The sequence below is a fragment of the Candidatus Stoquefichus massiliensis AP9 genome, from assembly GCF_000455285.1.
GTDB lineage: Bacteria > Bacillota_I > Bacilli_A > Erysipelotrichales > Coprobacillaceae > Stoquefichus > Stoquefichus massiliensis.
Genome location: NZ_HG005290.1, coordinates 225,814 through 252,513, shown reverse-complemented (window position 1 = coordinate 252,513; position 26,700 = coordinate 225,814). Strand labels below are relative to the sequence as shown.

31 protein-coding genes, 1 pseudogene and 1 other annotated feature are annotated in these 26,700 nt (G+C 31.4%); of the genes and pseudogenes, 27 read left to right on the top strand and 5 right to left on the bottom strand.

Annotation, left to right across the window (positions count from 1 at the left end):
- The first annotated feature begins 9 nt into the window (after window positions 1–9).
- The 15 genes and pseudogenes from BN350_RS12465 (at window position 10) to BN350_RS12390 (ending at window position 11,948) form a co-directional block, all read left to right on the top strand.
- Window positions 10–675, top strand: a complete 666-nt coding sequence (locus BN350_RS12465) for a hypothetical protein (RefSeq protein ID WP_028043905.1) — start codon at window positions 10–12, stop codon at window positions 673–675.
- Window positions 676–690: 15 nt separating this feature from the next.
- Window positions 691–1,134: a hypothetical protein gene (locus tag BN350_RS12460; protein WP_028043904.1), complete on the top strand. Its 444-nt coding sequence runs from the start codon at window positions 691–693 to the stop codon at window positions 1,132–1,134.
- A complete protein-coding gene (locus BN350_RS12455; protein ID WP_028043903.1) occupies window positions 1,127–1,375 on the top strand; it encodes a helix-hairpin-helix domain-containing protein in 249 nt (82 codons plus the stop codon). Before BN350_RS12460 ends, BN350_RS12455 begins: the two co-directional genes overlap by 8 nt.
- Before the next feature lie 135 nt (window positions 1,376–1,510).
- Window positions 1,511–2,233, top strand: coding sequence for a hypothetical protein (locus BN350_RS12450; RefSeq protein ID WP_028043902.1), 723 nt, complete (start codon window positions 1,511–1,513; stop codon window positions 2,231–2,233).
- Window positions 2,230–2,922, top strand: a complete 693-nt coding sequence (sigK, locus tag BN350_RS12445) for an RNA polymerase sporulation sigma factor SigK (RefSeq protein WP_028043901.1) — start codon at window positions 2,230–2,232, stop codon at window positions 2,920–2,922. Before BN350_RS12450 ends, sigK begins: the two co-directional genes overlap by 4 nt.
- A gap of 43 nt (window positions 2,923–2,965) precedes the next feature.
- Window positions 2,966–3,745: a sigma-70 family RNA polymerase sigma factor gene (locus tag BN350_RS12440; protein WP_028043900.1), complete on the top strand. Its 780-nt coding sequence runs from the start codon at window positions 2,966–2,968 to the stop codon at window positions 3,743–3,745.
- A 27-nt stretch (window positions 3,746–3,772) separates the two neighbouring features.
- Window positions 3,773–4,018, top strand: a complete 246-nt coding sequence (locus BN350_RS12435) for a YlmC/YmxH family sporulation protein (protein ID WP_028043899.1) — start codon at window positions 3,773–3,775, stop codon at window positions 4,016–4,018.
- Between the two features lie 247 nt (window positions 4,019–4,265).
- A pseudogene (locus BN350_RS21860) lies at window positions 4,266–4,754 on the top strand (DUF7309 domain-containing protein).
- A 60-nt stretch (window positions 4,755–4,814) separates the two neighbouring features.
- Window positions 4,815–5,087 (top strand): DUF6930 domain-containing protein, encoded by a 273-nt coding sequence (locus BN350_RS12420; RefSeq protein WP_420885239.1) that lies wholly within the window; start codon window positions 4,815–4,817, stop codon window positions 5,085–5,087.
- Between the two features lie 83 nt (window positions 5,088–5,170).
- The gene (locus BN350_RS12415) at window positions 5,171–5,614 is read left to right on the top strand and encodes a cell division protein SepF (protein ID WP_028043896.1); all 444 of its coding nucleotides are present in this window, start codon (window positions 5,171–5,173) and stop codon (window positions 5,612–5,614) included.
- 38 nt (window positions 5,615–5,652) lie between these two features.
- A complete protein-coding gene (locus BN350_RS12410; protein ID WP_028043895.1) occupies window positions 5,653–6,405 on the top strand; it encodes a YlmH family RNA-binding protein in 753 nt (250 codons plus the stop codon).
- 10 nt (window positions 6,406–6,415) lie between these two features.
- Complete coding sequence (locus tag BN350_RS12405; protein ID WP_028043894.1) at window positions 6,416–6,868, top strand: DivIVA domain-containing protein; 453 nt, start codon at window positions 6,416–6,418, stop codon at window positions 6,866–6,868.
- Window positions 6,840–7,039 (top strand) — a binding site (T-box leader). It overlaps the preceding gene by 29 nt.
- A 37-nt stretch (window positions 7,040–7,076) precedes the next feature.
- The gene (gene ileS, locus BN350_RS12400) at window positions 7,077–9,809 is read left to right on the top strand and encodes an isoleucine--tRNA ligase (RefSeq protein WP_028043893.1); all 2,733 of its coding nucleotides are present in this window, start codon (window positions 7,077–7,079) and stop codon (window positions 9,807–9,809) included.
- A gap of 47 nt (window positions 9,810–9,856) precedes the next feature.
- The gene (locus BN350_RS12395; protein ID WP_028043892.1) at window positions 9,857–10,753 is read left to right on the top strand and encodes a DMT family transporter; all 897 of its coding nucleotides are present in this window, start codon (window positions 9,857–9,859) and stop codon (window positions 10,751–10,753) included.
- Window positions 10,737–11,948: a D-alanyl-D-alanine carboxypeptidase family protein gene (locus BN350_RS12390; RefSeq protein ID WP_028043891.1), complete on the top strand. Its 1,212-nt coding sequence runs from the start codon at window positions 10,737–10,739 to the stop codon at window positions 11,946–11,948. Before BN350_RS12395 ends, BN350_RS12390 begins: the two co-directional genes overlap by 17 nt.
- On the opposite strand, the gene BN350_RS12385 is transcribed toward BN350_RS12390, so the two are convergent.
- Window positions 11,949–12,155 (bottom strand): hypothetical protein, encoded by a 207-nt coding sequence (locus BN350_RS12385; protein WP_028043890.1) that lies wholly within the window; start codon window positions 12,153–12,155, stop codon window positions 11,949–11,951.
- Between the two features lie 89 nt (window positions 12,156–12,244).
- Here BN350_RS12385 and BN350_RS12380 point away from each other — a divergent pair, with 89 nt between their 5' ends.
- The 5 genes from BN350_RS12380 to BN350_RS12360 all read left to right on the top strand — a co-directional run bounded on the left by BN350_RS12380 (window position 12,245) and on the right by BN350_RS12360 (window position 16,624).
- Window positions 12,245–12,901, top strand: a complete 657-nt coding sequence (locus BN350_RS12380; protein WP_028043889.1) for an HAD family hydrolase — start codon at window positions 12,245–12,247, stop codon at window positions 12,899–12,901.
- The gene (locus tag BN350_RS12375; RefSeq protein ID WP_028043888.1) at window positions 12,885–13,376 is read left to right on the top strand and encodes a 2-thiouracil desulfurase family protein; all 492 of its coding nucleotides are present in this window, start codon (window positions 12,885–12,887) and stop codon (window positions 13,374–13,376) included. The genes BN350_RS12380 and BN350_RS12375 overlap by 17 nt, the downstream gene beginning before the upstream one ends.
- Entirely contained in the window at window positions 13,342–14,277 is a 936-nt protein-coding gene (locus tag BN350_RS12370; protein WP_028043887.1) for a type I phosphomannose isomerase catalytic subunit, read from the top strand. The genes BN350_RS12375 and BN350_RS12370 overlap by 35 nt, the downstream gene beginning before the upstream one ends.
- An 11-nt stretch (window positions 14,278–14,288) precedes the next feature.
- Complete coding sequence (locus BN350_RS12365) at window positions 14,289–15,365, top strand: DUF4261 domain-containing protein (protein WP_028043886.1); 1,077 nt, start codon at window positions 14,289–14,291, stop codon at window positions 15,363–15,365.
- A gap of 80 nt (window positions 15,366–15,445) precedes the next feature.
- Window positions 15,446–16,624, top strand: coding sequence for an NAD(P)-dependent malic enzyme (locus BN350_RS12360; RefSeq protein WP_028043885.1), 1,179 nt, complete (start codon window positions 15,446–15,448; stop codon window positions 16,622–16,624).
- Between the two features lie 168 nt (window positions 16,625–16,792).
- Here the strand turns inward: BN350_RS12360 and groL are convergent, their stop codons facing one another.
- The gene (gene groL, locus BN350_RS12355; RefSeq protein ID WP_028043884.1) at window positions 16,793–18,412 is read right to left on the bottom strand and encodes a chaperonin GroEL; all 1,620 of its coding nucleotides are present in this window, start codon (window positions 18,410–18,412) and stop codon (window positions 16,793–16,795) included.
- Window positions 18,413–18,424: 12 nt separating this feature from the next.
- Window positions 18,425–18,685, bottom strand: coding sequence for a co-chaperone GroES (locus tag BN350_RS12350; RefSeq protein WP_028043883.1), 261 nt, complete (start codon window positions 18,683–18,685; stop codon window positions 18,425–18,427).
- Between the two features lie 170 nt (window positions 18,686–18,855).
- Here BN350_RS12350 and BN350_RS12345 point away from each other — a divergent pair, with 170 nt between their 5' ends.
- Window positions 18,856–19,212 carry an MmcQ/YjbR family DNA-binding protein gene (locus BN350_RS12345; protein ID WP_028043882.1) on the top strand — a complete coding sequence of 119 codons (357 nt, stop codon included), beginning with the start codon at window positions 18,856–18,858 and terminating at the stop codon, window positions 19,210–19,212.
- A 42-nt stretch (window positions 19,213–19,254) separates the two neighbouring features.
- Entirely contained in the window at window positions 19,255–19,623 is a 369-nt protein-coding gene (locus BN350_RS12340; protein ID WP_028043881.1) for a VOC family protein, read from the top strand.
- Between the two features lie 77 nt (window positions 19,624–19,700).
- Here BN350_RS12340 and BN350_RS12335 read toward each other — a convergent pair whose 3' ends face one another.
- Window positions 19,701–20,366, bottom strand: coding sequence for an MBL fold metallo-hydrolase (locus BN350_RS12335; RefSeq protein ID WP_028043880.1), 666 nt, complete (start codon window positions 20,364–20,366; stop codon window positions 19,701–19,703).
- A 27-nt stretch (window positions 20,367–20,393) separates the two neighbouring features.
- Window positions 20,394–21,134 carry a YebC/PmpR family DNA-binding transcriptional regulator gene (locus BN350_RS12330; RefSeq protein WP_028043879.1) on the bottom strand — a complete coding sequence of 247 codons (741 nt, stop codon included), beginning with the start codon at window positions 21,132–21,134 and terminating at the stop codon, window positions 20,394–20,396.
- Between the two features lie 313 nt (window positions 21,135–21,447).
- Between BN350_RS12330 and BN350_RS12325 the strand changes: the two genes are divergently transcribed.
- The 5 genes from BN350_RS12325 to BN350_RS12305 form a co-directional block, all read left to right on the top strand.
- Window positions 21,448–21,711, top strand: coding sequence for a hypothetical protein (locus BN350_RS12325; RefSeq protein ID WP_028043878.1), 264 nt, complete (start codon window positions 21,448–21,450; stop codon window positions 21,709–21,711).
- 375 nt (window positions 21,712–22,086) lie between these two features.
- Window positions 22,087–23,253: an aminoacetone oxidase family FAD-binding enzyme gene (locus BN350_RS12320; protein ID WP_028043877.1), complete on the top strand. Its 1,167-nt coding sequence runs from the start codon at window positions 22,087–22,089 to the stop codon at window positions 23,251–23,253.
- Window positions 23,237–24,814, top strand: coding sequence for an NAD(P)/FAD-dependent oxidoreductase (locus BN350_RS12315; RefSeq protein WP_028043876.1), 1,578 nt, complete (start codon window positions 23,237–23,239; stop codon window positions 24,812–24,814). Before BN350_RS12320 ends, BN350_RS12315 begins: the two co-directional genes overlap by 17 nt.
- Entirely contained in the window at window positions 24,801–26,201 is a 1,401-nt protein-coding gene (locus BN350_RS12310; RefSeq protein ID WP_028043875.1) for a TrkH family potassium uptake protein, read from the top strand. Before BN350_RS12315 ends, BN350_RS12310 begins: the two co-directional genes overlap by 14 nt.
- 4 nt (window positions 26,202–26,205) lie before the next feature.
- On the top strand, window positions 26,206–26,700 hold a 495-nt coding region (locus BN350_RS12305), incomplete at its 3' end, for a potassium channel family protein (protein ID WP_028043874.1).

Genomic DNA, 26,700 nt, shown 5'->3' with positions numbered 1-26,700 from the left:
GGAGAGAAAATGAATATAAAATGGAACCGTTATTTGATAATGGCTATCATTTCTTTTTTTGCTTTTATGTTAGAATACTTTTCTATATTTGTGATAGAAAAAATGATATTACATGTTGATATTTGGAATTATACAGCTAATCAAAGAAGTTTGCATTGTTTAATTATGGTTGTATTATGGGGAATTGTGATTGTTAGTCTTTTGACATACACTTATCATCAATATCATTTTCCTCATCAAAACGAACAGTTAAAAAGAATGTCATATCAAGATTATATGATTATAGGTCTATGTCTGATACTTTGTAAAGTCATGACTTTTATCGATTGGCATACTTTAAAAGTCATTGGTGAACTACAGGGAAAAAGCCTTTATCAGTTCTTTGCTCAATATATGTATTATATTTTTGAAGTAGGATTGGTCTGTTTGATTATAATTTATGGACAAAAAGCAATTGAAACTTTACTTAAGAAAGAAACAGAAATTCCATTTGGCGGTTTTCTTTTGGCTTTTACATGGGGTGTTTTTCATTTTGTATCAAGAGGTCAGGGAATAGAAATATGGAATGGGATTTCTTGTATGTTTTTTTCTGTTCTTAGTGGAATAATGTATTTGAAAGTCAAAAGAAAAATAGGATGGAGTTACATTCTCATAGCAATTGGATATTTACTATAGGAAGGAGTGCAGATGATGTGTCAAGAATGTTATAGTGATGATTCAAGAATCACACCATTATTAAATCCGTTAGAATGCTTACAAAATCATACACAATATATTTGTGGAATATGTGGACGATGTATTTGTATTGAAAAAGATCCTAAAAGGGGATTGCAAAGATGGAATTTTCCATTTAAAACTTTAGAAATTGCTAAATTATATTTAAGAACTGCTGATTACACAGTGAAAACAAATTGTGCTATCTATGAAATAGTCAATGAAAAAGGACGGAAATCATATAAAATATTTGTTAATCATGATGAATTGATTAACTATTTAAGTAAGAATAAAGATAAGCAGTGTTTACAAATGAAACCAATATTTCAACAAAATTGTTATCAGGAATTTACCAATACACAAATAAGAAAACTTACATCAAAAGAAATAAGTAAATATATGGAAGAAAGACATGAGTGATTTGCAAAAGATTCCAGGAATAGGCAAGTCTATTGAACAAGGTTTATTTCGCATTGGTATTCATTGCATGGAAGACTTAAAAGATAAAGATCCTGAATTGATGTTCTCACAATCCTGCGATGTGAAAGGTTATCAGGAAGATAGATGTTTACTATATGTTTATCGTCTAGCGGTTTATTATGCGAATAATCAGCAACATGATCGCGATAAGTTAAAATGGTGGTATTGGAAAGATAAATAAAATGATTTAACAGATGGTTTATATCATCTGTTTTTATTTTTGTTGTTTTTCATAAAATAAGATTTATATGTTTGTCATCTTTTCTTTGACATAATTTTCATGAGCTATTTTCTATAATGGAAGAGGGGTGAAATCATGGAGGTCTATTTAGAGGTTACGTATATCGTCAACACATTAATAATTTTATTATCGTTTGAGTTATTATGTTTTTTATTGAATCTACAAATGACAAAAAGAGAATTATTTAAATATGTGCTTACCTATAACATATCTGTCATTTTTCTCTTTGTAGATTTCTTTGATGGGTTCCTCTTGTTATATGACTTATTGCTGACTCTTTTTTATTTTAAACGATTAACGTATATCTATTATCCGCTTTATCTATTTATTTATATTTCTTTAATATCTTTTATGGAATGGGTTTTACCTTCTTCGGTTATTTTTCAAGGTATTCTATTGGTTGAAGGAGTCCATTTTATATCTTTGATGATTATCTCAATGCTTGTTATTTTCATTTTTTATTTTTATATTTCATTTTGTCAACAGCGTATTCATAATGACGAGTATGTAGATGTAAGATTTTTAGATAAGACTTGTCTAGGGTTTGTAGATAATGGGAATAAGGTGTTTTATAAAGGATATCCAGTTATTTTTATTAGAAGGACTTTATTAGAAAATTATGAAAAAATAGATAGTATTGATATAGAGACTGCGAATCAAAAAGAATCAATTGATATTATAATGATGGATGATATTGAAGTAAATCATCAGACATTACATCATGTTTACGTAGGAGTCATGTCATCTAGTGCATATGATTGTATTTTAAATTCTCAGTTATTAGGAGGCTTATTATGATTTTACAAAAGTTAAAAGCAATATTTTTTAAAAAGAAGGTTCTTTTTTATATTGGGAGACATGATGTTCTTAAGGCACCTTTGAAAGGTAAAGAAGAAGAGGCAGCATTGATTCAATTACAAAATGGCGATGAACAGGCAAGAGATTTGTTAATTGAACATAATTTAAGATTGGTTGTATATGTTGCAAAAAAGTATGATTCTGTACAGAATGGAAACATTGAAGATCTTATTAGTATTGGAACAATAGGGTTGGTGAAAGCAGTGAATACTTTTAATATGGATAAAAATATAAAATTAGCAACTTATGCTTCACGTTGTATTGAAAATGAAATCTTAATGTTTTTGAGAAAAAACAATAAATTACGTCAGGAAATTTCTTTGGATGAACCTTTAAATGTTGATTATGATGGAAATGAATTGCTTTTATCTGATATTATTGGAACGGATAAAGATATTGTGCAAGATGAAATTGAACTTAATGATCAAAAAGAAAAATTCTATCGAGCATTACACCATTTAAATGAACGAGAACAAGAAATTTTAATGATGCGTTATGGTCTTATTGGGCATGAAGAACTTACCCAAAAGGATGTGGCAGAAATTTTAGGTATTTCACAATCTTATATTTCTAGATTAGAAAAAAAGATTATAAAAAAGTTAAGGAATAAATTGAATGATGATGAATAATGTCAAATAAAATGGTGAGACTTTATTTGAAGGAGTCGAAACTATGTCAAAGTACAAAGTTGAAATGAATGGTTTACTTAATCAAGAATATGATAAACTATCGCATCAGCAGATGATGCAAATGTTAGATCAATATCATCAAACAAAAGATGAAAACATCAAGGAAAAACTGGTTTTATCTAATTTAAAACTTGTTCTCTCATTGGTTCAAAAATATCATCAAAGAGTCTCTAATTTAGATGATTTATTCCAAGTTGGTGTTATTGGCTTGATCAAAGCAATAGATAACTTTGATACCTCTTTAGATGTTAGATTTTCAACCTATGCAGTTCCACTTATTCTAGGAGAAATCAAACGTTATATTCGAGATAATTCACCAATGAGAATACCACGTTCAATGCGTGATTTAGCATATAAAGCATTGCTGGCAAATGAAGAATATACTAAAAAACACAATCGGGAAGCAACAATGGCTGAACTCTCAAAAATATTAAATGTTGATGAATATCAGTTAGTTGAAGCGTTATCGTCAACAAATGGCGTGACTTCATTATCACAGGAAGTCCAAAATGATGGGAATGGTCCAATTGATTTAGAAAGTCAAATACCTGATCGAAAAAATCAGATGGAAAACATGCAAAACAATATCGATTTATATGAAGCAATGAATTATTTAGATGATAAAGAATTACAAATTATACAAGAAAGATATTTTAAAGGACATACGCAAAGTGAAATTGCAAAAGAACTTTTTATTTCACAGGCACAGGTTTCCAGAATAGAGAAACAAGCATTATCACAATTAAAGAAATATATGAGTTAAAAATGCATATAATGAATTGGTGATATTATGCGTTTTGTAACTTTACAAAGTAAAGATGTCGTGAATGCGGCTACTGGAACAAAGATTGGATATGTTGTAGATGTGGAAATAGATCCATATTGTCGAACAATTCAAGCTTTAATTGTTGAAAGATTTTCAGCATTTAAATTGATTTGTGTTATTAAGGGACCTCCAGCATTCATTATTCCAATAGAAAATATTTTAACAATAGGAGAGGATGTTATTTTAGTCAATGTTGATTGTGAACAATGAGGAGAAATTCCTCTTTTTTCTATATCATAAAATCTTCTATTTTATTTCATTGGAAATCATCATATTATAAAATTTTTTTCTTTGAGAATGAGAGATAATACATAGTAAGATGATTAGATAAAATAATTATAGGGAGAAGAATATGGAAAACAACAAATGGTTAAAGCTATATAATTTAATAAATGAATGGAATCAATGATAATCATAGAGTGGATTATATTGCTGTTGAATTTTCTTGTGAAGAAATATACTATTATTCAGTCATGGGAAACTTGGTAATTGTGTAGGATTATCAATCTATCAAGACCATGAAGAACATGCGATTTTATGTAGTATTGCAAAAGAAGATGATGATATGGCAGTGAGGCAATATATGATGTACGATCAAAATTGTTTGACACTCTCTATGGGTGATAGGGATGAAGTTCCATTCCAACAAAAACAGATAATCAAAGAATTAGGATTAAAATATAGAGGTAGGGGAAAGTGATCATATTTTGTGTCTTTTAAGAAAAAATTTTATCCATATCATATCAACAACGATGAACTGAATGTTTTTATTAAAGCCGTAGAAAGACTGATAGATATTATGCAAAACTATTGTCAACATAATATAGATGTTGATTATGATAAAGAAGAAATGATTTATGAGGCGTGTATTCGAAATGATACCAGTAGAATTCGTGAATCAGTAATATCTTCAAACACTTATAAAACAGTCATAAACACAAAATAGCTCATCGTTGATTTGACTTATCTCTCTAATGGACTGTATGATTAAGATTATTCTAGACCGATGAATCCGTTGGTGTTTATTGTTATGGATTTACAATCACAAACACTATTGGCAATGAATTTATTAAAACCAAAAGAAGATGAAACTCACCACTGTATTCGATTTTTATGTGAATATATTGAAGTTCATGGAAGACCAGATGCCTTATTTATTGGGAACCCAATAATATATTCTGCTATAGTGGATATTTGCAAGAAATGTGATATTGATTTGTATCAAACAAAATTAAATAGGATTAATAATATTTTAGATGATTTAGAAAATAATATTTAATGTTTATAATGAAGATAATTTTCTCTTTTTTTCATAAAGATGTTATGGTATAATAAGAAAAGGAAATATAAGGAGGTTGCCTCATGGGATATGGACAAAAAGTAAAAAAGTGGTTTTTTGAAGAAGAAGATGACGATGATGACGTTTATGAAGATGTAGAAATAGATGCTGAAGAAGAGCCTGTGAAATCAACAAGTATGTTTGAAAAGGCAAAATCAACAAAGACAAGTGATGCAGTAAAAGCTCTTAGTGCAAATAAAGATAGTCATTTGGTATTATTTGAACCTAGAGCATATAGCGAAACACAAGAGATAGCTATTTATTTAAAACAAAAAAGAGCAGCTGTTGTGAATTTACATCGTTTACAAAAAGAACAATCTAAACGTGTGATTGATTTCTTAAGTGGGGTCATCTTTGCAATTGAAGGAGATATTCAACAGATTGGACCAAAGATTTTCTTATGTACACCTAAAAATATTGGTGTTACTGGAAATATTACAATGGATCCAACTGAAGAACAGGAATAATATGAGTATTAGCTAATGCTAATACTTTCTTTTTGATTATGTTAGAACATTATAAAGGCGATGAAATCTTTGTTAAAAAGATTTTAGATTATAAATTTCAAGCCCAGAATCATCAAAGAATGATTTTAACTCCTTTTTTTAATCCCCACGAACAGGATATTGTTAAACAGGTTATTGGACATGAACTTGATATTCATTCATTTGGAGGTTTTATAAATGCGGAAAATCAAAGAATGATTATATGTCCGGATTTTTATGATATTGTCAATGATGATTTTCAGATTATTGTTGTTGAGATTAAATATAATCAGCAGTTTGGTAAACTTCTACATAAAGATGTTTTAGGTGCACTTATGAATTTAGGGATAAAGAGAGAGTGTATAGGTGATATATATGACGATTCTTCTCATTTGTATTTTTCATGTACAACACAAACTTATCCATTTATTAAAGAACAGTTTCATCAAATCAAAAGATCAAAGATTCATTTGAGTGAAACGACAAAAAGTATTGAGATTCAACATCAATATATTTCAAAATCATTGATTTTATCAAGTTTACGCTTAGACAAAGTTGTTTCAGCATTATTCAATGTATCTCGACAAAAAGCTAGTGAGGCTATTCGTGCAGGAAATGTCAAAGTCAATCATAAAGATGTTGAAGAAGTCAGTTTTTTGTGTCATAATAATGATATGATATCCTTCAAACGACATGGAAGAGTAAAGATTGTTGATGAAAATCGACAAACAAGACAAGGGAATATTGTTGTGACTGGATATTTTTATAAGTGAGGTGGAAACTGTGGAAGATTTTGATAAGCAATTTCGAGGGTATAATATTCTTGAAGTTAATGATCGCATTAATGAATTAAAAGAACTTATACAGCAACAAAAGGATACAATACTTTCATTAGAAGATGAAATAGAAATGCTTAAAGAACAAAACACCCTACTGACGAAACAAGTGACAGTACATGAAAAAACAAATGAAGAAATTGCTAGATTAGCACTTAAAGAGGCTAGTGAACTGATTGAAAAAGCAAAAAAGAATGCAAATATGATTCTTAAAGAATCAATGGAGTATGTTCGAGGTTTATCTAAAGATATGGATGTATTTAAGCAAGAAGCTATTGATTTTAGAGCAAATGTAGTAAAAATGAGTGAAGATATGATAGAAACTATTGACAAATCTGAAATTTTTAGTTTAATAAGAGAAGAACAAGAAAATAAATACGATGATAGAGACAGTATATAAGGATAACTTTCAGAGAGTTTGTGGCTGGTGAAAACAAACAAGGGAACTTATATAGAATCACTCTGGAGTAGCACCCTGAAATGAGTAGGGAAGGCCGTTGATCGCGTTAAGATATGAAGTGCATATCGCAAGATATGAATAAAGGTGGTACCGCGTCATCACGTCCTTTAATAGGACGTTTTTTTATTGAGAAAGGAAAGGGATAAGAATGAATTATAAAGATACGTTATTAATGCCAAAAACAGAATTCGAAATGAGAGGTAATTTACCTAAAAAAGAACCTAGTTATGTTGCTCGCTGGCAAGATGCAAACATGTATGAAAAGGTATATCAGCAAAACAAAGGAAAAGATCAATTTGTCTTTCATGATGGGCCTCCATATGCGAATGGCAATATGCATGTGGGTCATATGCTCAATAAAATCATCAAAGATGTTATTTGTCGTTATAAAAATATGGAAGGCTATTACACACCCTATATTCCAGGATGGGATACTCATGGTTTACCAATTGAGAATGCTATTCAAAAATTAGGAGTTAACCGTAAAGAATTAAGTACTGCTGAATTTAGAAAAAAATGTTATGAATATGCTTTAAAACAAGTTGAAATTCAAAAAGAGCAATGTATTCGCGTAGGGACATTTGCTGATTATGATCATCCATATTTAACATTATTGCCTGAATTTGAAGCCAATCAAATTGATGTGTTTGCAAAAATGGCAATGGATGGTTTGATTTATAAAGGATTAAAACCTGTTTATTGGTCACCGTCTAGTGAATCAGCATTAGCAGAAGCTGAAGTTGAATATCATGATGTGAAGAGTCCAACAATCTTTGTGAAGTTTGCTGTTAAAGATGGAAAAGGTATTTTAGATACAGATACAAGTTTTGTCATTTGGACAACAACACCTTGGACAATTCCTGCTAACTTAGCTATCTGTTTAAATCCGGATTATACTTATGCTCTTGTCCAAAGTGAAAAAGGGAAGCTATTAGTTCTTGAAGAGTTAATTGATTCTTTATGGGAAAAATTTGATTTACAGCAAAAAGAAATCTTACAAAGATTTAATGGTAAAGAATTAGAAATGATTACATGTCAACATCCTTTATATGATCGTGAATCATTAGTTATCTTAGGGGATCATGTTACTGCTGATGCTGGAACAGGATGTGTTCATACTGCTCCTGGATTTGGTATGGATGACTTTATTGTAGGTCAAAAATATGGTTTAGATATTTACTGTAATGTAGATGAACATGGAAATATGATGGAAGACTGTGGAGAATGGTTAGCTGGTCAATATGTTGATGATGCTAATAAAACAGTGACAATGAAGTTAGATGAATTAGGAGTCTTATTGAAATTAGAATTTATTACACATAGTTATCCTCATGACTGGCGCACAAAGAAACCTATTATCTTTAGAGCAACTGATCAATGGTTCTGTTCAATTGATAAAATCAGAGAGAAACTATTAAGTGAAATTGATAAAGTGAATTGGTTAAATGAATGGGGACACATTAGAATTTATAACATGATTAAAGATCGTGGAGACTGGTGTATTTCTAGACAAAGAAGTTGGGGTGTACCAATTCCTATTATTTATTGCGAAGATGGAACACCAATTATGGAAGAAGACGTATTTGCTCATATTTCAAAACTATTTAGAGAATATGGTTCAAATATTTGGTTTGAAAAGGATGAAAAATTCTTATTACCAGAAGGATACACAAATGAACATTCACCAAATGGAATCTTTAGAAAAGAAAAAGATATCATGGATGTATGGTTTGACTCTGGATCATCTCATACAGGATGTATGAAGGAAAGAGGATATCCATATCCTGTTGATTTATATTTTGAAGGTAGTGATCAATATCGTGGATGGTTTAACTCTTCATTAATTATTGGAACTGCTGCTCATGGACAAGCTCCTTATAAAACTGTTTTATCACATGGATTTGTATTAGATGGTAAAGGGAATAAGATGTCTAAATCTTTAGGAAATACTGTTGATCCAATTAAAATGGTTAATCAGTATGGTGCAGATATTTTAAGATTATGGGCAACATCAGTAGCATATCAGTCTGATGTTCGTATCTCTGATGAAATTATGAAACAAGTTGCTGAAAATTACCGTAAGATGAGAAATACAATGCGTTTTGTGTTGGGAAATCTATCTGATTTTACATCTCATGATCTTATTGAAACTTCAAAACTTGAAGGTGTAGATCAATATATGATTGTTGAATTAAATAACTTAATGAAAGGATATCATGAAGCCTTTGAACGTTATGACTTTGCAGAAGCGAATCAATTGATTTTAAACTGTTTTACTAATACTTTAAGTGCTTTCTATATGGATTTCACAAAAGATATTCTTTATATTGAAAAAGCTGATAGTTTAAGAAGAAGACAAGTTCAAACTGTTCTTTATCATTATGCAAAAACAATGATGAAATTATTATCACCTGTATTAGTCTTTACAACTGAAGAATTACATGATCATTTCCATTGTGATGATAACAAACAAGAATCTATTTTCTTAGAAGAAAAACCAGAATTATTAGATGTCGAAAATGCTGACGATGTGAAAGCTTATTATGATCGTTTCTTGACATTGAGAAAAGATGTTATGAAATCATTAGAAGATTTAAGAAATGAAAAAGTTATTAAATCAAACATGGAAGCCAAATTAACCATTTGTCTAAAAGATGGTTATCAGGATATGTCAGCTTTAGCAGAAGAATTAAAACAATTATTTATTGTTGCTAAAGTAAGACTTGTAGATAGTCAAGAAGGTTTAACAGAATATGATACAGCTTATATCAAGGCTGAAAAATTCAATGGTGTACAATGTCCAAGATGCTGGAACTATTTTGATGCAGATGAAATGGAAGAGGAATTGTGTCATCGTTGTCATGATGTAATTCATGGATAAAAGAGAAAATGGTACATTTGTACCATTTCTTTTTGGAAAGGAAGCGTATGAGTCAAAAAATGAAAGGTGGCTTGCTGTTATTAACTGCAGCAATGATCTGGGGAAGTTCTTTTATTGTTATGAAAAGTGCAGTAGATTTCTTGACACCAGCGGTTTTATTGCTTGTCAGATTTACTTTAGCTGCTATTTTCTTAAGTATTTTATTTTTAAAAAAAATAAAAACATTTCCTAAACAAAAAATAATAGGAGGGTTATTAACAGGATGTTGTTTGTTTGGAGCTTATTATGTTCAAACATGGGGATTGAATTTTACAACACCTGGAAAGAATGCTTTTCTAACAGCTGTCTATTGTGCTATTGTTCCTTTTTTAGTATGGTTATTTTATCATAAAAGACCTGATGTTTATAATTTTATTGCTGCTTTTATTTGTGTGCTGGGTATTGGATGTGTTTCCATAGACGGAAATTTGACAGTAAATATTGGAGATTTCTTAACTTTATGTGGTGGATTTCTTTATGCTATTCATATCCTTATGATTAAAAAGTTTTCAGAGGGTGTTGATGGTGGAGCATTTACTGCTTATCAATTTGTTGGAGGAGCTATTGTTGCAGGAATCTTTGCTTTCATCGGTGAAGATATAACCTTAGTCACTCAAATAGATTCATCTATCTTTTTACAAATTTTCTATTTAGCATTCTTTGCAACAGCAGTAACAATGGTTTGTCAAACAATTGGTCAAAAATACACAAGTGAATGCAATGCTTCATTGATACTTTCTTTAGAATCTGTTTTTGGAGTGGCTTTTTCTGTTTTGTTTTATGGAGAAGTTTTAACATTGAAAGTTGTGCTGGGATTTGTTTTGATTTTTATTGCAATTATTATTTCTGAGACAAAACTTTCTTTTTTAAAGAGAGGAGTTATTTTAGATGAAGAAAATAATTAGTTGTTTATTAATAACTGTTATTTGTATGTTTCAAATGCAAAGTGTATCTGCTCAATCTATTCAGATTCAATTACACTCAAAATATGCTTATTTGTATGATCGTGAAACATCGCTTGTTTATTATGAGAAAAAAAGTGATGAGAAAATTTTTCCAGCAAGTATGACTAAAATTGTCACTGTTTCATTAGCTCTTGAAAAGATTGATGATCTTTCAGAAACAGTGACAATTCAAGCATCGGATTTAAAAGGTCTAGCAGAATCACATGCAACAGTTGCAGGCTTTTATGTGGGAGAAAGGGTCACTTATGAAGATTTAATTTATGGAGCGTTGTTGCCATCAGGGGCTGATGCATGCAATGCACTTGCAAGAGTAACATATGGATCACTTTCAAACCTGGTTGATGCAATGAATCAAAGAGTAACTGATTTAAATCTTAAAAATACACATTTTATGAATGTAACAGGATTACATGATGATCATCATTATACGACCGTTCATGAAATGGCCATTCTTTTAAATTCAGCTTTATCAAACTCTGAATTTGTTAAAGTATTTGAAACTAGAAAACATACGAGTTCAAAAGGTAATCATCAATGGACTTCATCGTTACAAAGAGGGAAAGATTATAAAAATATAGATATTCAAAAAATCGATGGTGGGAAGAGTGGATTTACAGACGAAGCACAACTGACATTTGCAAGTACGATGACAATAGATCATCACCAGTTCATTCTTGTTACAGCATATGCAAAAGGACAATATACACAAAATCATGTACAGGATGCAGTCACAGTATGTCAATATATGAATGATCATTTTCATCAAATTGTGTTTTACAAAAAAGATGAGGAGATAGAAAGTTATTGGATAACAAAATCATTGAAAATTCAATATAAACTCAATGCTCCTCAAGATATAACTATACTGTGTGATAAAAATATAACAAAATCTGATATTGATATAACTATTGATTCTCCAACATTTATTGAATCACCTATTCAAAAAGGAGATTCATTAGGAACGATAACTTTCTATTATGAAAATCAAGTATTGTATAAATATTCTTTAGAAGCTACAAAAACAATAGAGAGTTCAATCATTGAAGTATTACTTTATTATTTGATATTATTTGGATTTCCATTAATCATTGTTGGAATTATCATAACAAGATTCAAAAGAAAAAGAAGAACTTAATTATGAGTTCTTCTTTTCATCTTTTAATTCAACTACTCTGTCTAATCCGTAACCAATTGCACGACCAAGAAAAATAATAATGACTCCTATTACAGGAAGTAATGCATTGTTTCTAGAAATAATATACCAAATAATAAGTCCAAAACCAAGGACATATCCAATATTGGTAAATATGTTCATATATTTTGTTGTTTTTAATTTGTTCATATCCTTCACCTCATTTTACACATATTTCATTATAACATCTTTCATTATTTTTTCAATACTGTTATAATGATACATAGTAGGAGGAATGTATGAAAAAAGGATGTCTTTTTGATTTGGATGGAACTTTGGTTAATTCGTTGGCAGATTTAGCTATTTCAGTAAACAAAGTACTACAGATTCATCATCTCCCTACATATGAATTATCTGAGTATAATCAATTTGTAGGAAATGGTGTAAAGAAACTTATGGAAAGAGCATTGGGACAGGATCATATTGATATGCTAGATGAATGCTTAGAGGAATTTCATAAAGTGTATGAAGAACAGTGTTTAGATCAGACTGAGCCATATCCAGGCATCTATGAACTGATTCAATTACTTCGTCAATCTGGAGTTCAATTAGGTGTTGTAACAAATAAGCCACATTATTTAGCAGTGCGTATTGTAGAACATTGTTTTCCAGGATGTTTTCAATCTATTATTGGTCAACAGACAATTTATCCATTGAAACCCCATCCTGAATCAACTTGTATAGCGCTGATGAATCTTAAAGTATCACATCAGGAATGTTATTTTATTGGTGATAGTCAAGTAGATATTGATACAGGTTATAATGCGAATATGGAGACCATTGGTGTAACATGGGGATTTAGAGGTCGTCATGAGTTAGAGACGGCTGGGGCAACTTATATTGTTGAAAATGCTGATGAATTAAAGGAGTTAATCTTAAATGATAGGTGTGAGTAAATGTCTGTTGGGTGAAAATTGTACTTATAGTGGTCATCATCATTTGATAGAAGAATTGATGACATTATATCAGCAAGGGAAAATGATTGCTGTTTGTCCAGAAGTATTGGGAGGATTACCAATTCCTCGAGATCCAGCAGAGATACAAAACACAGATCCGTTGTTCATTCAAACAAATCAGGGTCAAAATGTGACTCAAGAATATATCAGTGGAGCTAAAAAAGCATTGAAAGTGTTTCTTGACAATGATGTCAAGGTTGCTATTTTAAAATTTAGAAGTCCAAGTTGTGGCTGTGATGGTATCTATGATGGTACATTTAGTCACACTTTGGTAGATGGACAAGGTGTTTTTGCAAAAATGTGTCAGGAACACGATATAAAGTTATTTCACGAGAATCAAATAGAAGAATTATTAAAATATATAGGAAAGGATGAAGAGTATGGGACATATTTTAAAGATTCAACCAGTATTTAAAGAAATGATTTGGGGAGGACATAAATTAAGAGATATTTATGGTTATGACATCCCAAGTGATCAAACAGGAGAATGTTGGGCTATTTCGGGCCACAAAAATGGAGATTGTATTATTGCAGATGGTGAGTTTCAAGGAAAAAGCGTTTCTTGGCTTTGGCAAAACCATAGAGAATTATTTGGCAATGTAGAAGGAGAACAATTTCCATTGCTTGCAAAAATTATTGATGCAAAAAATGATTTATCTGTACAGGTTCATCCTAATGATGAATATGCCGCAAAATATGAAAATTCTTTAGGAAAGACAGAATGCTGGTATGTGTTACAGGCAGATGAAGGAACAAAGATGGTTATGGGGCATCATGCAAAAACAAAAGATGAATTTGTAAAAGCAATTGAAAATGATGATTATGATCATTTATTAAATTCATTTGAAATTAATAAAGGTGATTTTTTCTACATCCCTTCAGGAACATTGCATGCTATATGTAGCGGTTCATTAATTTATGAAGCGCAGCAGTCATCAGATATTACTTATCGTGTTTATGACTATCATCGTAAAGATAAAGATGGCAATGAAAGACAATTACATGTTCAGCAATCAATTGATGTGACAACAGTACCATCAAATAATGATTCTAATAAATTGTTTACAAATACACATTTAGATCATGGTTCAAAGACGCGTTATGTTGAAGGTGAATTTTTTACTGTTGACTGTTATAGAATGGATGGAGAAAATATTGTTGTTAATGATAAACCTTTCCAAATGGTCAGTGTTTTAGAAGGAGAAGGAACAATAGAAGGACAAGCAGTGAAAAAGGGAGATCATTTTATTATTTGCAGTGATCAAAAAGAAGTGACTTATGATGGTGTTATGACTATAATGATAACTACATTATAAAAGGAGAAACGATGGAACAAAGAGAGAATGCTGAATTATGTATGATTGAGTGGTTAAGTCATGAAAATGAATTAGGGAAGAATCCCTATCAAATAGAACTGACTGAGGAATTTGATCTGCATGATTTACATTATTATATATTTAAATTTAAAGAAAATATGTTTGGAAAATGGAAAGTTGCTGTTTGTGGGGGATATCATGAAGATGAGTTAGGACATTGTGGACATATCTTTAGTGAATATGAACTTTATGATCCTCTTAATGCTAAAGAAAAATGTATTCAAATGGTAGAAAACATAAGAGCATATTGGATGGATCAGGCCAATAGTCAGGTTCCTCCTGAATCTCGAAGTACTTTCGTGAACTTTGTATTATTAGAAAACGCAAATATAGATTTTCATAAAATACTTAATTATTTAAAACATCATTGGAATATTGAGTTAGATCTTTCAGAAAATAACGATGATAGTATTTTGGTTGGAAATATTGGCGAATCAATAATTGCTTTTTCTTTAATGGATGGACCTGTTCCAGAAGGTGAAGCAGAATACTATGCACAGGGATGTTATATGTGGGAAGATGCTGTTAGTCATGTCAAGAAACATCAGGCACATATTATTGTTTCAATGATAGCTCATGATATATCAACAAAAGAAGCTATGTTAATACAAAGTCAATGCATAGATGCTTGTTTACATTTTGATCAGGCAATTGCTGTTTATGGTGATGAGATTGTCTGGCCAAAACATATTTATACTGATATTATGCAAGATTATGCAAAGGATGCTAGTTTACCAATCTTTTTGTGGGTGTATTTAGGTATTGTGACAAATGAAGATGGAAATCATATGTATACCCTAGGATTAAAAACTTTTGGACATTATGAAATTGAGACCTTAACTTCAAATGTTCCTTTGGCACAACTTCACGAGTTCCTATTTAATATTGTTTGTTATATCATCGAACAAGATGCAGTATTAAGAGATGGAGAAACAATTGGAATGAGTGAAAATCAAAAATGTCAATTGTCTTTATCCCAAGGATTGTTTTTAAATGAACAGACTCTTAAATTGGATGTTCAAGAATAATTGCTCAAATCAAATGATTTGGGCTTTTCATTTGCTTTGTTTTATGGCATAATAAACAAGTTGAAAAGGGGATGAGGGAGATGTCTGATATTTATCAGGAAGCATTACAATTACATAAAGAGGTTAAAGGAAAATTAGGAATTCAAATGAAGGTTCCTTTGAATGAAAGTCATGATTTATCTCTTGCGTACACACCAGGTGTTGCTCAGCCATGTCGGGAGATTGCAAAAAACAAAGATAATGTCTATCAATATACATGGAAACAAAATAGTGTTGCAGTTGTCAGTGATGGGACAGCTGTTTTAGGACTTGGAGATATTGGTCCGGAGGCAGCTATGCCAGTGATGGAAGGAAAGGCTATTTTATTTAAAAAATTTGGTGATATTGATGCTGTTCCTATTTGTTTAGATACAAAGGATCCACAGGAAATCATTCAAATTGTGAAAGCTATAGCTCCAACATTTGGTGGTATTAATTTAGAGGATATTAGTGCACCACGTTGTGTAGAAATAGAGAGAACATTAATTAATGAATTGGATATACCTGTATTTCATGATGATCAGCATGGAACGGCAATTGTTGTCACAGCAGGGTTGCTGAATGCTTTAAAGGTTGTTCATAAAAAAGTTGAAGATATTACTGTTGTTGTCAGTGGAACAGGTGCAGCAGGTAGTTCAATTATCAAAATGATACATGCTTTAGGTGTCAAAGAAATTTATGGATTCAATATTCATGGAATTGTGACAAAAGAAGATTATCATCAATATGATTTTCTGACTCAGGAATTAACAGAGATCACAAATTCTCAAGCTAAAAGAATAACAATGGATGAAGCTTTAAAAGAAGCAGATGTTTTCATTGGTGTTTCTGCACCTGGTGTTTTAACTTCAAAAATGGTAAGTCATATGAAAGAAAAGCCAATTGTCTTTGCAATGGCAAATCCAGAACCTGAAATCAAATACGAAGATGCTATTACAGCAGGTGTTGCAGTCATGGGAACTGGACGTTCTGATTTTCCTAATCAGATTAATAATGTTTTAGCCTTTCCTGGTTTATTTAGAGGAGCTTTAGATGTGAGAGCACGTAAAATAACAGAAGAAATGAAATTGGCGGCGGCGTATGGGTTAGCATCATTGGTCAGTGATGAAGAATTATCACCAACATATGTTATTCCTCAGGCTCTTGATCCACGTGTTGCAAAAGTGGTTGCAGAAGCAGTTGCTAAAAAAGCTCAGGAAACAGATATTGCAAGACTTTAAACAAACAAAAAACACATAAACCTTTTTTTGGTTCTTTCTTACTTTGGGATGTAAATGAAAAAGAGGATTTAAATGTTATTGATAAATTCAATAATTTTAAATCCTCTAATTTTATGATTACCCATAACTGAGTAAGAATCTTTTTTTGTCTATGTGTTTTTATTCATTTTAATACATTCCTGGAGCACCCATTGGAGCAGGAGCAGGCGTATCTTCTTTAATTGGAGCAACACCGGCTTCAGTTGTAATGAATAAAGCAGAAATACTAGCCGCATTTAATAAAGCACTACGTGCAACTTTTGTTGGATCGATAATACCTTTATCAAACATATCAACCCATTCACCATCTTTAGCATCAAAACCTTGTCCTTCAGCTGATTTCATTTGTTGTTCAACAATTTCATCACTGTTAAATCCAGCATTTTCAGCAATTTGACCCATAGGAGCTAACAAGGCATCTAATACAACTTTAATACCTTTTTGTTTATCTACAACTTCATCTTTTAATTGATCTTTTAAAGCAACATAGGCATTCACAAGAGTAACACCGCCACCCATAACAATTCCTTCGCTAACAGCAGCTTTTGTAGCATTTAAAGCATCTTCAATACGTAATTTCTTTTCTTTTAACTCTGATTCTGTTGCACCACCAACTTTAATAATCGCAACACCATTGCTCAATTTACCAAGTCTTTCTGCAAAGTTCTTTTTGTCATAATCACTTTTTGCATTATTCATTTGCTGTGTGATTTCATGAACACGAGCATCAATATCTTCTTTGCTTCCAGCACCACCAATCATTGTTGTATGGTCTTTTGTGATATGCACTTTTTTAGCTGTTCCTAAATCTTCCATTTGCATATCTTTCAAATTCATATTAAGATCTTTACTATAGAACTTTGCATTTGTTAAAATAGCAATATCTTGTAAGATTTCTTTTTGGTTATCACCAAAACCAGGAGCTTTAGTTGCAACAACATTAAATGTTCCTCTTAATTTATTAACAACTAATGTTGAAATCACTTCTTGTTCAAAATCATCAGCAATCAACAATAAAGGTTTATTAGATTGCATCACTTGTTCAAGAATTGGTAAGATTTCCTGAATAGTATTAATTTTTTGATCAGTTACCATAATGAATGGATTATCTAAGTCAACAGTCATTTTTTCACGATCAGAGACCATATATGGTGATACATATCCTTTATCATATTGCATACCTTCAGCGACTTCTAATTCAGTATCAAAACTATTTGATTCATCAACACTGATAACACCATCACGTCCTACTTTTTCCATTGCTTCCGCAATAATTTTTCCAATTGCTGAATCACCAGCAGAAATAGTTGCAACACTTTCAATATCATTGCTTGTTTCTACAATATGTGATTTATCTAAAATATATTTTGCAACTTCCTTACTTGCATAATCAATACCTTCACGCATTAAAACAGGATTTGCTCCTTTTTCAACTGCTTTTAAACCACTTTGAATCATGCTTTGAGCAAGAATTGTTGCAGTTGTTGTTCCATCACCTGCAACATCATTTGTTTTATTGGCAACTTCATAAACAAGTTTTGCTCCCATATTTTCAAAAGCATCTTCTAATTCAATTTCTTTTGCAATAGAAACACCATCATTTGTAATAAGGGGTGAACCATATCCTTTATCTAAAACAACATTACGTCCTTTTGGACCAATTGTTACTTTTACAGCATCTGCAAGAGTATTTACTCCTGTTAACATTGCATCTCTTACATCTTTTGAAAAACGAATTTCTTTACTCATTTTCTTTTCCTCCTATTCAACAATCGCTAAAATATCTTCTTCTTCTAAAATCATATATTCATCATCATTATCTTTAAATTTTGTTCCAGAATATTCTTTAAAAATAACAGTCATACCTTCTTTTAATAATTCGTCACATTTTGGTCCAACTGCAACAACAGTAGCTTGATTACTTGCTTGTTCCTTTGGCGTTGTCAAAATAATTCCACTTGCAGTTGTCTTTTCTGCTTTTTCTTTCTTTAAAATAACATAGTCATGTAATGGCTTTAACATAATATCTTCCTCCTTTATTATTTAGCACTCATAACTATTGATTGCTAACACTGATAATTATAAACTGTTATATGAACTGAATATGAACATTTAGCACTTCTATAAAATTAGTGCTAAAATCATTTTGTTTACTTACAAAATTATGTATAATAAATACAGAAGGTGAAAATATGGAGACAAGAGAAGAGGCTATAAACTATTGCATGACATTTGAAAATGTTTATGAAGATTATCCTTTCTCTGATATCAATTGGACATGTATGAGACATCAAGAAAATAAGAAGGTCTTTGCATGGATATATGAACGTCAGGGAAATATATGGGTGAATGTGAAAGGGACAAGAGGCTGGCTAGATTTCTTTAGAGAAAAATATGAGTCTGTTGTTCCTGGCTACCACTTGAGTAAGGAACATTGGAATTCGATTATATTAGATGGAACTGTTACAACAGAGGATATTAAAACAATGATACAGGAAAGTTATGTACTGACATTACCAAAGAAACGACAAAAGGAACTTGTGGACTGATAGAATTACCGTTATAATTATTCCATAATAAGGAGGAAGTCAATGAAAGCTGTTTTTAACCATTGTAACATTAATGTTACAAATTTAGAAAAGAGTATTGCTTTTTATAAAGAAGCATTAGGTTTAGAGGTTGTTAGAGAAAAAGAATCTAGTGATGGGAGTTTTCAACTTGTTTATTTAAGTGATGGTGTTACACCGTTTCAGTTAGAATTAACATGGTTAAAGGACCATCCACAAGCTTATGAACTTGGAGAAAATGAAAGTCATATTTGCTTTACTGTAGATAAATATGACGAAGCACATGCATTACATGAAAAAATGGGGTGTATTTGTTTTGAAAATAAAGCGATGGGTCTTTATTTTATTCATGATCCTGACGATTATTGGCTAGAAATTATTCCTAGTAAGTAGTATGAAATCATACAACTTACTTTTTATTTGCAATGTTTAAATTTTCAATTTGAACATTGCAAATAAATAAAAGAGATCTAGAAGATCTCAAATGTTTCATTTTGGTGATGAACTGGTATAATTTCAGCCATGTATGGATTATTAAGTTTTTCTTGTTGTAATTGTTTTGTGATTGTATAATCTCCAAAATAATGAATTGGCATAATGTACCGAGCTTTAACGTGATTTAGGAAATATTGTAAACCAAGCAAATAATCTCCTTCTTGTCGTTTGTCTACGACTACAAAGGCTAAATCAATCGTTTCTTTGATTCGATTGATTTCTTGTTTATACGTTATTTCCTGATATTCATTATCTTTACGAGGCTCATCATCCCAATGCCACCAGTTTAAATCTCCAGCATGGTATATGGTTTGATTTTCTACATGAACAATAAAAGCACATCCTTCATCAGTTGATAATAATGTTTTGACATGAATATCATTGAAATCGTATTCCTGATTGATATCTACGTAGTGTGCTTCATGTTTATGACGTAATGTATCAGAAAGAATATATGTGATATGTGGATGAATGATTTTAAAAATTTCAGGATTATAATGATCGAAATGACGATGTGAAACAAAAACATATAAAGGTTTGTTTGGATTGATATGAAGTTCTCCCTGATGATAATCAAAGAGAAGACTATGATGCTCTAATTCGACCAAACAGCCACTATGATAGAGGTGGGTAACTAACATATAAAAAAAGATAACATGAAAAACATGTTATTCTTCTTCTCCGTCATCATAATTAGAAACATTATGGAAAATTTGATCAACATCATCACAATCATTTAATAAATCCATTAATCTTTCAAATAACATCATATCATCACCTTCGAGTTCTACATAATCCTGAGGTGTTGTTGTGATTTCATAAATATCAAATTCAACATCTGGTTTAGCTTCTTCAATAGCTGTTTTGATTTTATATAAATCAGTAGGTTCTCCAGTAACTTTAATACGTCCATCTTCTAAAGTTGTAATATCTTTAGCATCAACTTCAGCCATAATTAAAGCTTCCAATGCATCTTCTTCGTTCATACCATTAAAAATCACAGTACTCTCTACATCATATAAATAAGCAACTGAACCTTCAGCACCTAATTTAGATTTAGATTTTGTAAATGCTGGACGAACTTGAGAAATTGTACGATTAATATTATCAGTTAAACATTTGACAATGATTGTTGAATTGTTAGGACCAAATCCTTCAAATTGAATTGGTTCATAATCTTCTGTCACACCACTTTTGACTTTATCAATAGCACGTTTAATGACATCAGCAGGAACTTGATCTTTCTTGGCTTTTTCAATTAAACGTCTTAGTGTTAAGTTCGCATCAGGTTCAGGTCCACCAGCCTTTGCTGCTAAATAAATTTCTTTTCCATAACGAGAATAGACTTTTGCTTTTTTTGCAGCTGTTTTCGCCATAGCGACTTTACGCACTTCATGTGCTCTACCCATTCGTGATTCCTCCTTTTAAAATTCCTTTTGTATTATAAACATTTTTTCACTATTTTTCAATAAAAAATGGTATAATCCTTATATTTCGTATAAAATAATGAAAGAGATAATATGAAGTGACCTCCCACTTGCCAATACGTGGATTTAGATTCATAATAAGATTAGAATAAATATTATAGAATCGTTACCATAACGACAAAAGGAGGTCACTATAAAAAGTATAATCTATATTGGAATGGATGTCCATAAAAAAAACATACAGTTTATGTGCAATTGATGGAAATACAGGATTGAGATATCCAGGATTATCGAGATGGATTCCATCACTAAAGGCACTAACAGAGGCAGCTCAGACATTGGTAAAAGGAAAGCAGGGCGTAAAAGGAAAGAAAATCAAGTCAAAACAAAAGGACAGGATGTAAAAGTTATAGATTATGCAGATAAGGCAGTCATAAGACTGCAAAAGAAGTATCAACGTAAGATATTAAGAGGAGTCAACAGAAATATTGCTATAACAGCAATAGCACGAGAATTAGCATGCTTTGTATGGAGAGTAGAGACAGGGAATATTGCTTAATGAAAAAATATAAAATTAAAGAAAGGAATGGATGACTTAAAGAGAGATAAATCAGCAGAATATCGATGGCATAGATAGGATTCAAAACCAAGGAACAGGTTCAGCTATCTAAGATCCACCTCTTATAGGAGTAATATTTAAATGGAAAGTTGCGATTTCATTTAAATGAGAAATTGTTGATCCACGCAAAGAGATTATAGAGTTTGTCGACGAACGATTAACCTTTTGGTACCAATCCACGAATAACAGAGTGGTTAACTGTCGAAGAAACTGTATTTTGGAGCCTATGTATGCCCTTGATGATAAAATTGAATAAATTTTATTATGAATTGTAAATTTATCTTGACAAAAGTCACTTCATAATAGGTGGTATAAATGAGAAAAATCGTTATTGTTGGAGCTGGTGCATCGGGAGTTTATTTATCAATTTTATTAAAAAAAGAAATGATAGATTGTGATGTGATTGTCTTAGAACAAAATTCGGCACCTTTAAAAAAATTATTAGCAACAGGAAATGGTCGTTGTAATTTATCTAATCAATATATTAATAAAGAGTGTTACCAAAGTGATCATCCAAATTTAGTATATGATATAGTTCGTCATTTTGATGTTCAAGAAGAGATGAATGAGTTAGGGTTATATTCATATTATCAGGGACAGTTATTATATCCTAAAAGTGAGCAGGCCTTATCGGTGAAACATGTTATGATGCAAAGAGCAGAAGAATTAGGTGTTCTTTTCTTTTATAACCAAGAAGTGATATCAATTAAAGAACATGGAACTTATACACTTTACACACAGCAACAAACATTTCATGCTGATACAGTTATTTGGGCTATGGGAAGTGAAGCAGGAAAACTTTCTGGGATAAATACATCACGTTATGATTTGTTATATAAATTAAATTTGAATGTTGTTAAGCCTCAACCATCACTTGTTCAAATGAAAACAAATCCAATTATGAAACAATGGAAAGGTGTGAGAGTCAAAGGGACTTTTTCATTGTTAGAAAATCATCAATGTATTCATCAGGAAAAAGGAGAATTACTGTTTACAGATTATGGTGTCAGTGGAATTGCTGTTATGCAATTATCAGCATTTTATCAGAGCGGACATCAGTATCAACTCATGATTGACTTTTTTGATGAAATAGATGAAAAGAAATTGTCTGAATATATTGAACTTCGTATCAATAAGGGCTATAATCATTTCTACGATGGATTGCTTCATACAAAGATTGCTTCTTATTTTGAAAAGAAACCCAATGATGTAGTAGAACAAATTGTCAAACAACTAAAACATTTTAGTTTAGATATTGTTGGTTTAAACTCATTTGAGACAGCACAGGTTATGAAAGGTGGTTTATCTTTAAAAGAAGTGAATGATGATTTATCTATTAAAAAGTATCCACATATGTATGCTATTGGAGAAATTCTTAATGTAGCAGGATTGTGTGGTGGCTATAATTTGCATTTTGCTTTTGCAAGTGCATCACATGTTGCAAAGGCAATAGAAAGGGAAGACAATGTTACGAGTACATAATGTCAAAGTTAAATTAGGACAGACAAATTACAGTAAGATCGTTTCACAGATCTTAAATGTTAGAGAAAAAGAAATTAAGAATATTCATTTATCAAAAAGGTCAGTTGATGCAAGACGACAAAACGTTCATTGGATTTGTAGTTTTGATTTTGAAGTAGAAAATGAGAAAGAATTTTTATCTAAACATTCACAGGTTCAAAAAGTGAAACCATATCATTATCAATACTTGCCATCAAATAAGCAAAAAGTTGCAGTTGTAGGCAGTGGCCCAGCAGGTTTATTTTGTGCCTATGTTTTGGCGATGTCTGGAGAAGATGTCACAGTGATTGAAAGAGGCAAAAAAGTCGAAGATAGAGTGAAAGATATAGATTTGCTCTTTCATGAGGGAATTTTGAATCCAAATAGTAATATTGCTTTTGGCGAAGGCGGAGCAGGTACTTTTTCTGATGGTAAACTAACAACTGGAATAAAAAATCCGCGTTTGCAATATATCTTAGAGACTTTTGTTGAACATGGGGCTCCTCGAGATATTTTATACGAATCAAAGCCTCATATAGGAACGGATTATTTACGTCGTGTTTTAATCAATATGAGGAAGACCATGGAAAGTCATGGTGTTCATTTCTTGTTTGAAACACAAATGGTTGATTTTACATACAATCATCAAAGTTATCAAATTCAAATGAAATCGCATGATCAAATGAAAACATTAGAAGCAGATGCCCTTGTTTTAGCAATTGGACATAGTGCTCGGGATACATATGAAATGTTATATCAGAAAGGTTTGCCAATGCAAGCCAAACCATTTGCTGTAGGTTTACGTATAGAACAGTCACAGAAGTGTATTAATGCGATACAGTATAAACAAAGTGCTCATTCTCCACATTTAAAGGCAGCACCTTATAAATTGGCAGTACAGACAAGTGAAGGAAGGGGTGTTTATACATTTTGCATGTGTCCAGGTGGATATGTAGTCCCTTCACAGCATGAAAAAGAAACATTATGTGTTAATGGTATGAGTTATTATGCGCGAAATGCAGATAATGCAAATAGTGCTATTTTGGTTAATGTGATACCTGCTGATTTTGGTGATGATCATCCTCTTGCTGGTATCCAGTTTCAACGTCAATTAGAACATCAGGCATTTTTGCTGGGTGGAGGTCATTATCATGCACCAGTGCAAAGAGTTGTGGATTATTTTGAGGATAGAGTTGGGGAACTAAAAGAGATACAACCGAGTTTTAAGCCAGGTTATCAATTGGCTAATTTAAATAAATTATTTCCTGAATTTATCAATCGAAATTTAAAAGAAGGCTTAAAACTCATGAATCAGAAAATGCCTGGTTTTATTGATGAATCAACACTCCTAACAGGAGTTGAAGCTAGAAGCAGTGCACCGGTTAGAATTTTACGAAACAATCAATATACATCTGAATATTGTGATGCACTTTATCCAATCGGCGAAGGTGCGGGCTATGCTGGCGGAATTATGTCAGCAGCCGTGGATGGCATCATGTGTGCGGAAATGATTTTAGGGGAGGACAAACATGGAAGCAATTGATATTCATAAAGATAAAAAGAAAAAGTCATTCTCACCAACGCGAAGAATAGCTTTTAGTTTCTTTATGGTTATTATTATCGGATCATTATTATTATCATTATCTATTTCAAATCAAGGGACAGTTATTCCTTATTTAGATCATCTTTTTATAGCAACTTCTGCAACCTGTGTTACTGGTTTGGTTCCTGTTGTTGTTTCAGAACAATATTCTGTTTTTGGACAACTTGTTATCCTATCATTAATCCAAATAGGTGGATTAGGTTTTTTAACGCTTTTAAATATGATGCTTGTGGCTTTTAAACGAAAACTATCATATACCAATAAGATTATTATGCAAGAAGCATTGAACCAGACTTCCATGCGTGCTATGAGTATTTATATTAAAAGGGTTATTAAATATACAATTGTTTTTGAACTTTTAGGTGCTTTATTTTTAAGTTTTGTGTTTATTCCTGAATTTGGTTTAATCAAAGGCATATATTATTCTTTATTTCATTCTATTTCAGCTTTTTGTAATGCAGGATTTGATATTTTAGGGGCCAACTCCTTGATGAATTATCATAGTGATGTTTTGGTTAATCTTGTCATTTCAGCACTGATTATTGCTGGTGGATTAGGTTTTGTTGTTTGGGTTGACTTAAGAATGGCATGGCAGCACTATAAAGATAATTTTAAAGTCTTTAAATTAAGAAAATTTATAACATCTTTATCGCTTCATACTAAGATTGTTTTCTTGATCACTATATTCTTGTTGATTTCAGGTACTGTGATTATCTTAGGATTAGAGTTTGATAATATGAAAACACTGGGGACAATGCCTTGGCCCAAAAAAATTCTTGCTAGTTTTTTTCAGTCAACAACATTAAGAACAGCAGGCTTTGCAACTGTTGATATTGGTGCTTTGCATGTTTCTACAAAACTAATTATGTCTATGTTTATGTTTGTCGGAGGATCTCCAGCAGGAACTGCTGGTGGTATCAAAACTGTTACTTTCGCAATTATGTTATTATATATTCATTCTTTAGTTATTGGGAGTGATCGTATTAAACTTATGAAACGTTCGATTTCCGATCAGGTTGTAAAGCGTTCTTTAACAATTGCTATGGTGAGTTTCTTTATTTGTATTATAGGTCTTATTGTTTTAGCAGTAAGTGAAGTCATTCCATTTATTGATTTAGTATTTGAGGTCTTTTCTGCCTTTGCAACAGTGGGATTAACTGCTGGAGTGACACCGCTCTTGACAAGCGTTGGAAAAATTGTCATTATTATATTAATGTATATTGGTCGTATTGGACCAATTACAATGGTTTTAATCTTTGCAAAACGTTATAATCAAATGAAAGGGAAAGACATTGTTTATCCAGAAGCAAATGTCTTGATAGGTTAGAAGTATGAAAAACAGACAGTATGTTGTTTTAGGTCTTGGCGTTTTTGGTTCTACAATTACAAAAACATTATCACAATTTGGATGCGAGGTCCTTGCAGTTGATAAAGATCCTGAATGCGTACAAAGGGTTTCTGAATTTGCAACAAAGGCTGTTATTGGAGATATTACAGATCAGCAGTTTTTAATTGATTTAGGTGTTGAAGAATTTGATGTTGGTATTGTTGCGATTGGGAATCATTTAGAAGAAAGTTTATTAGGAGTTCTTAATCTTAAAGAAATAGGTGTTCCTTATATTATTGCAAAAGCGAAAAACAAACGTTTTAAAGTTGTTTTAGAAAAAATTGGTGCTGATCGTGTTTGTCGCCCTGAAAAAGAAATGGGAGAAAGAGTTGCGCGTTCATTATTAAGAAAGAACATTACTGATTTAATTGAATTAGATGATAATTATAGTGTTGTGGAAATGAAAGTTCCTCAGGCATGGGTAGGTCATTCTTTAACA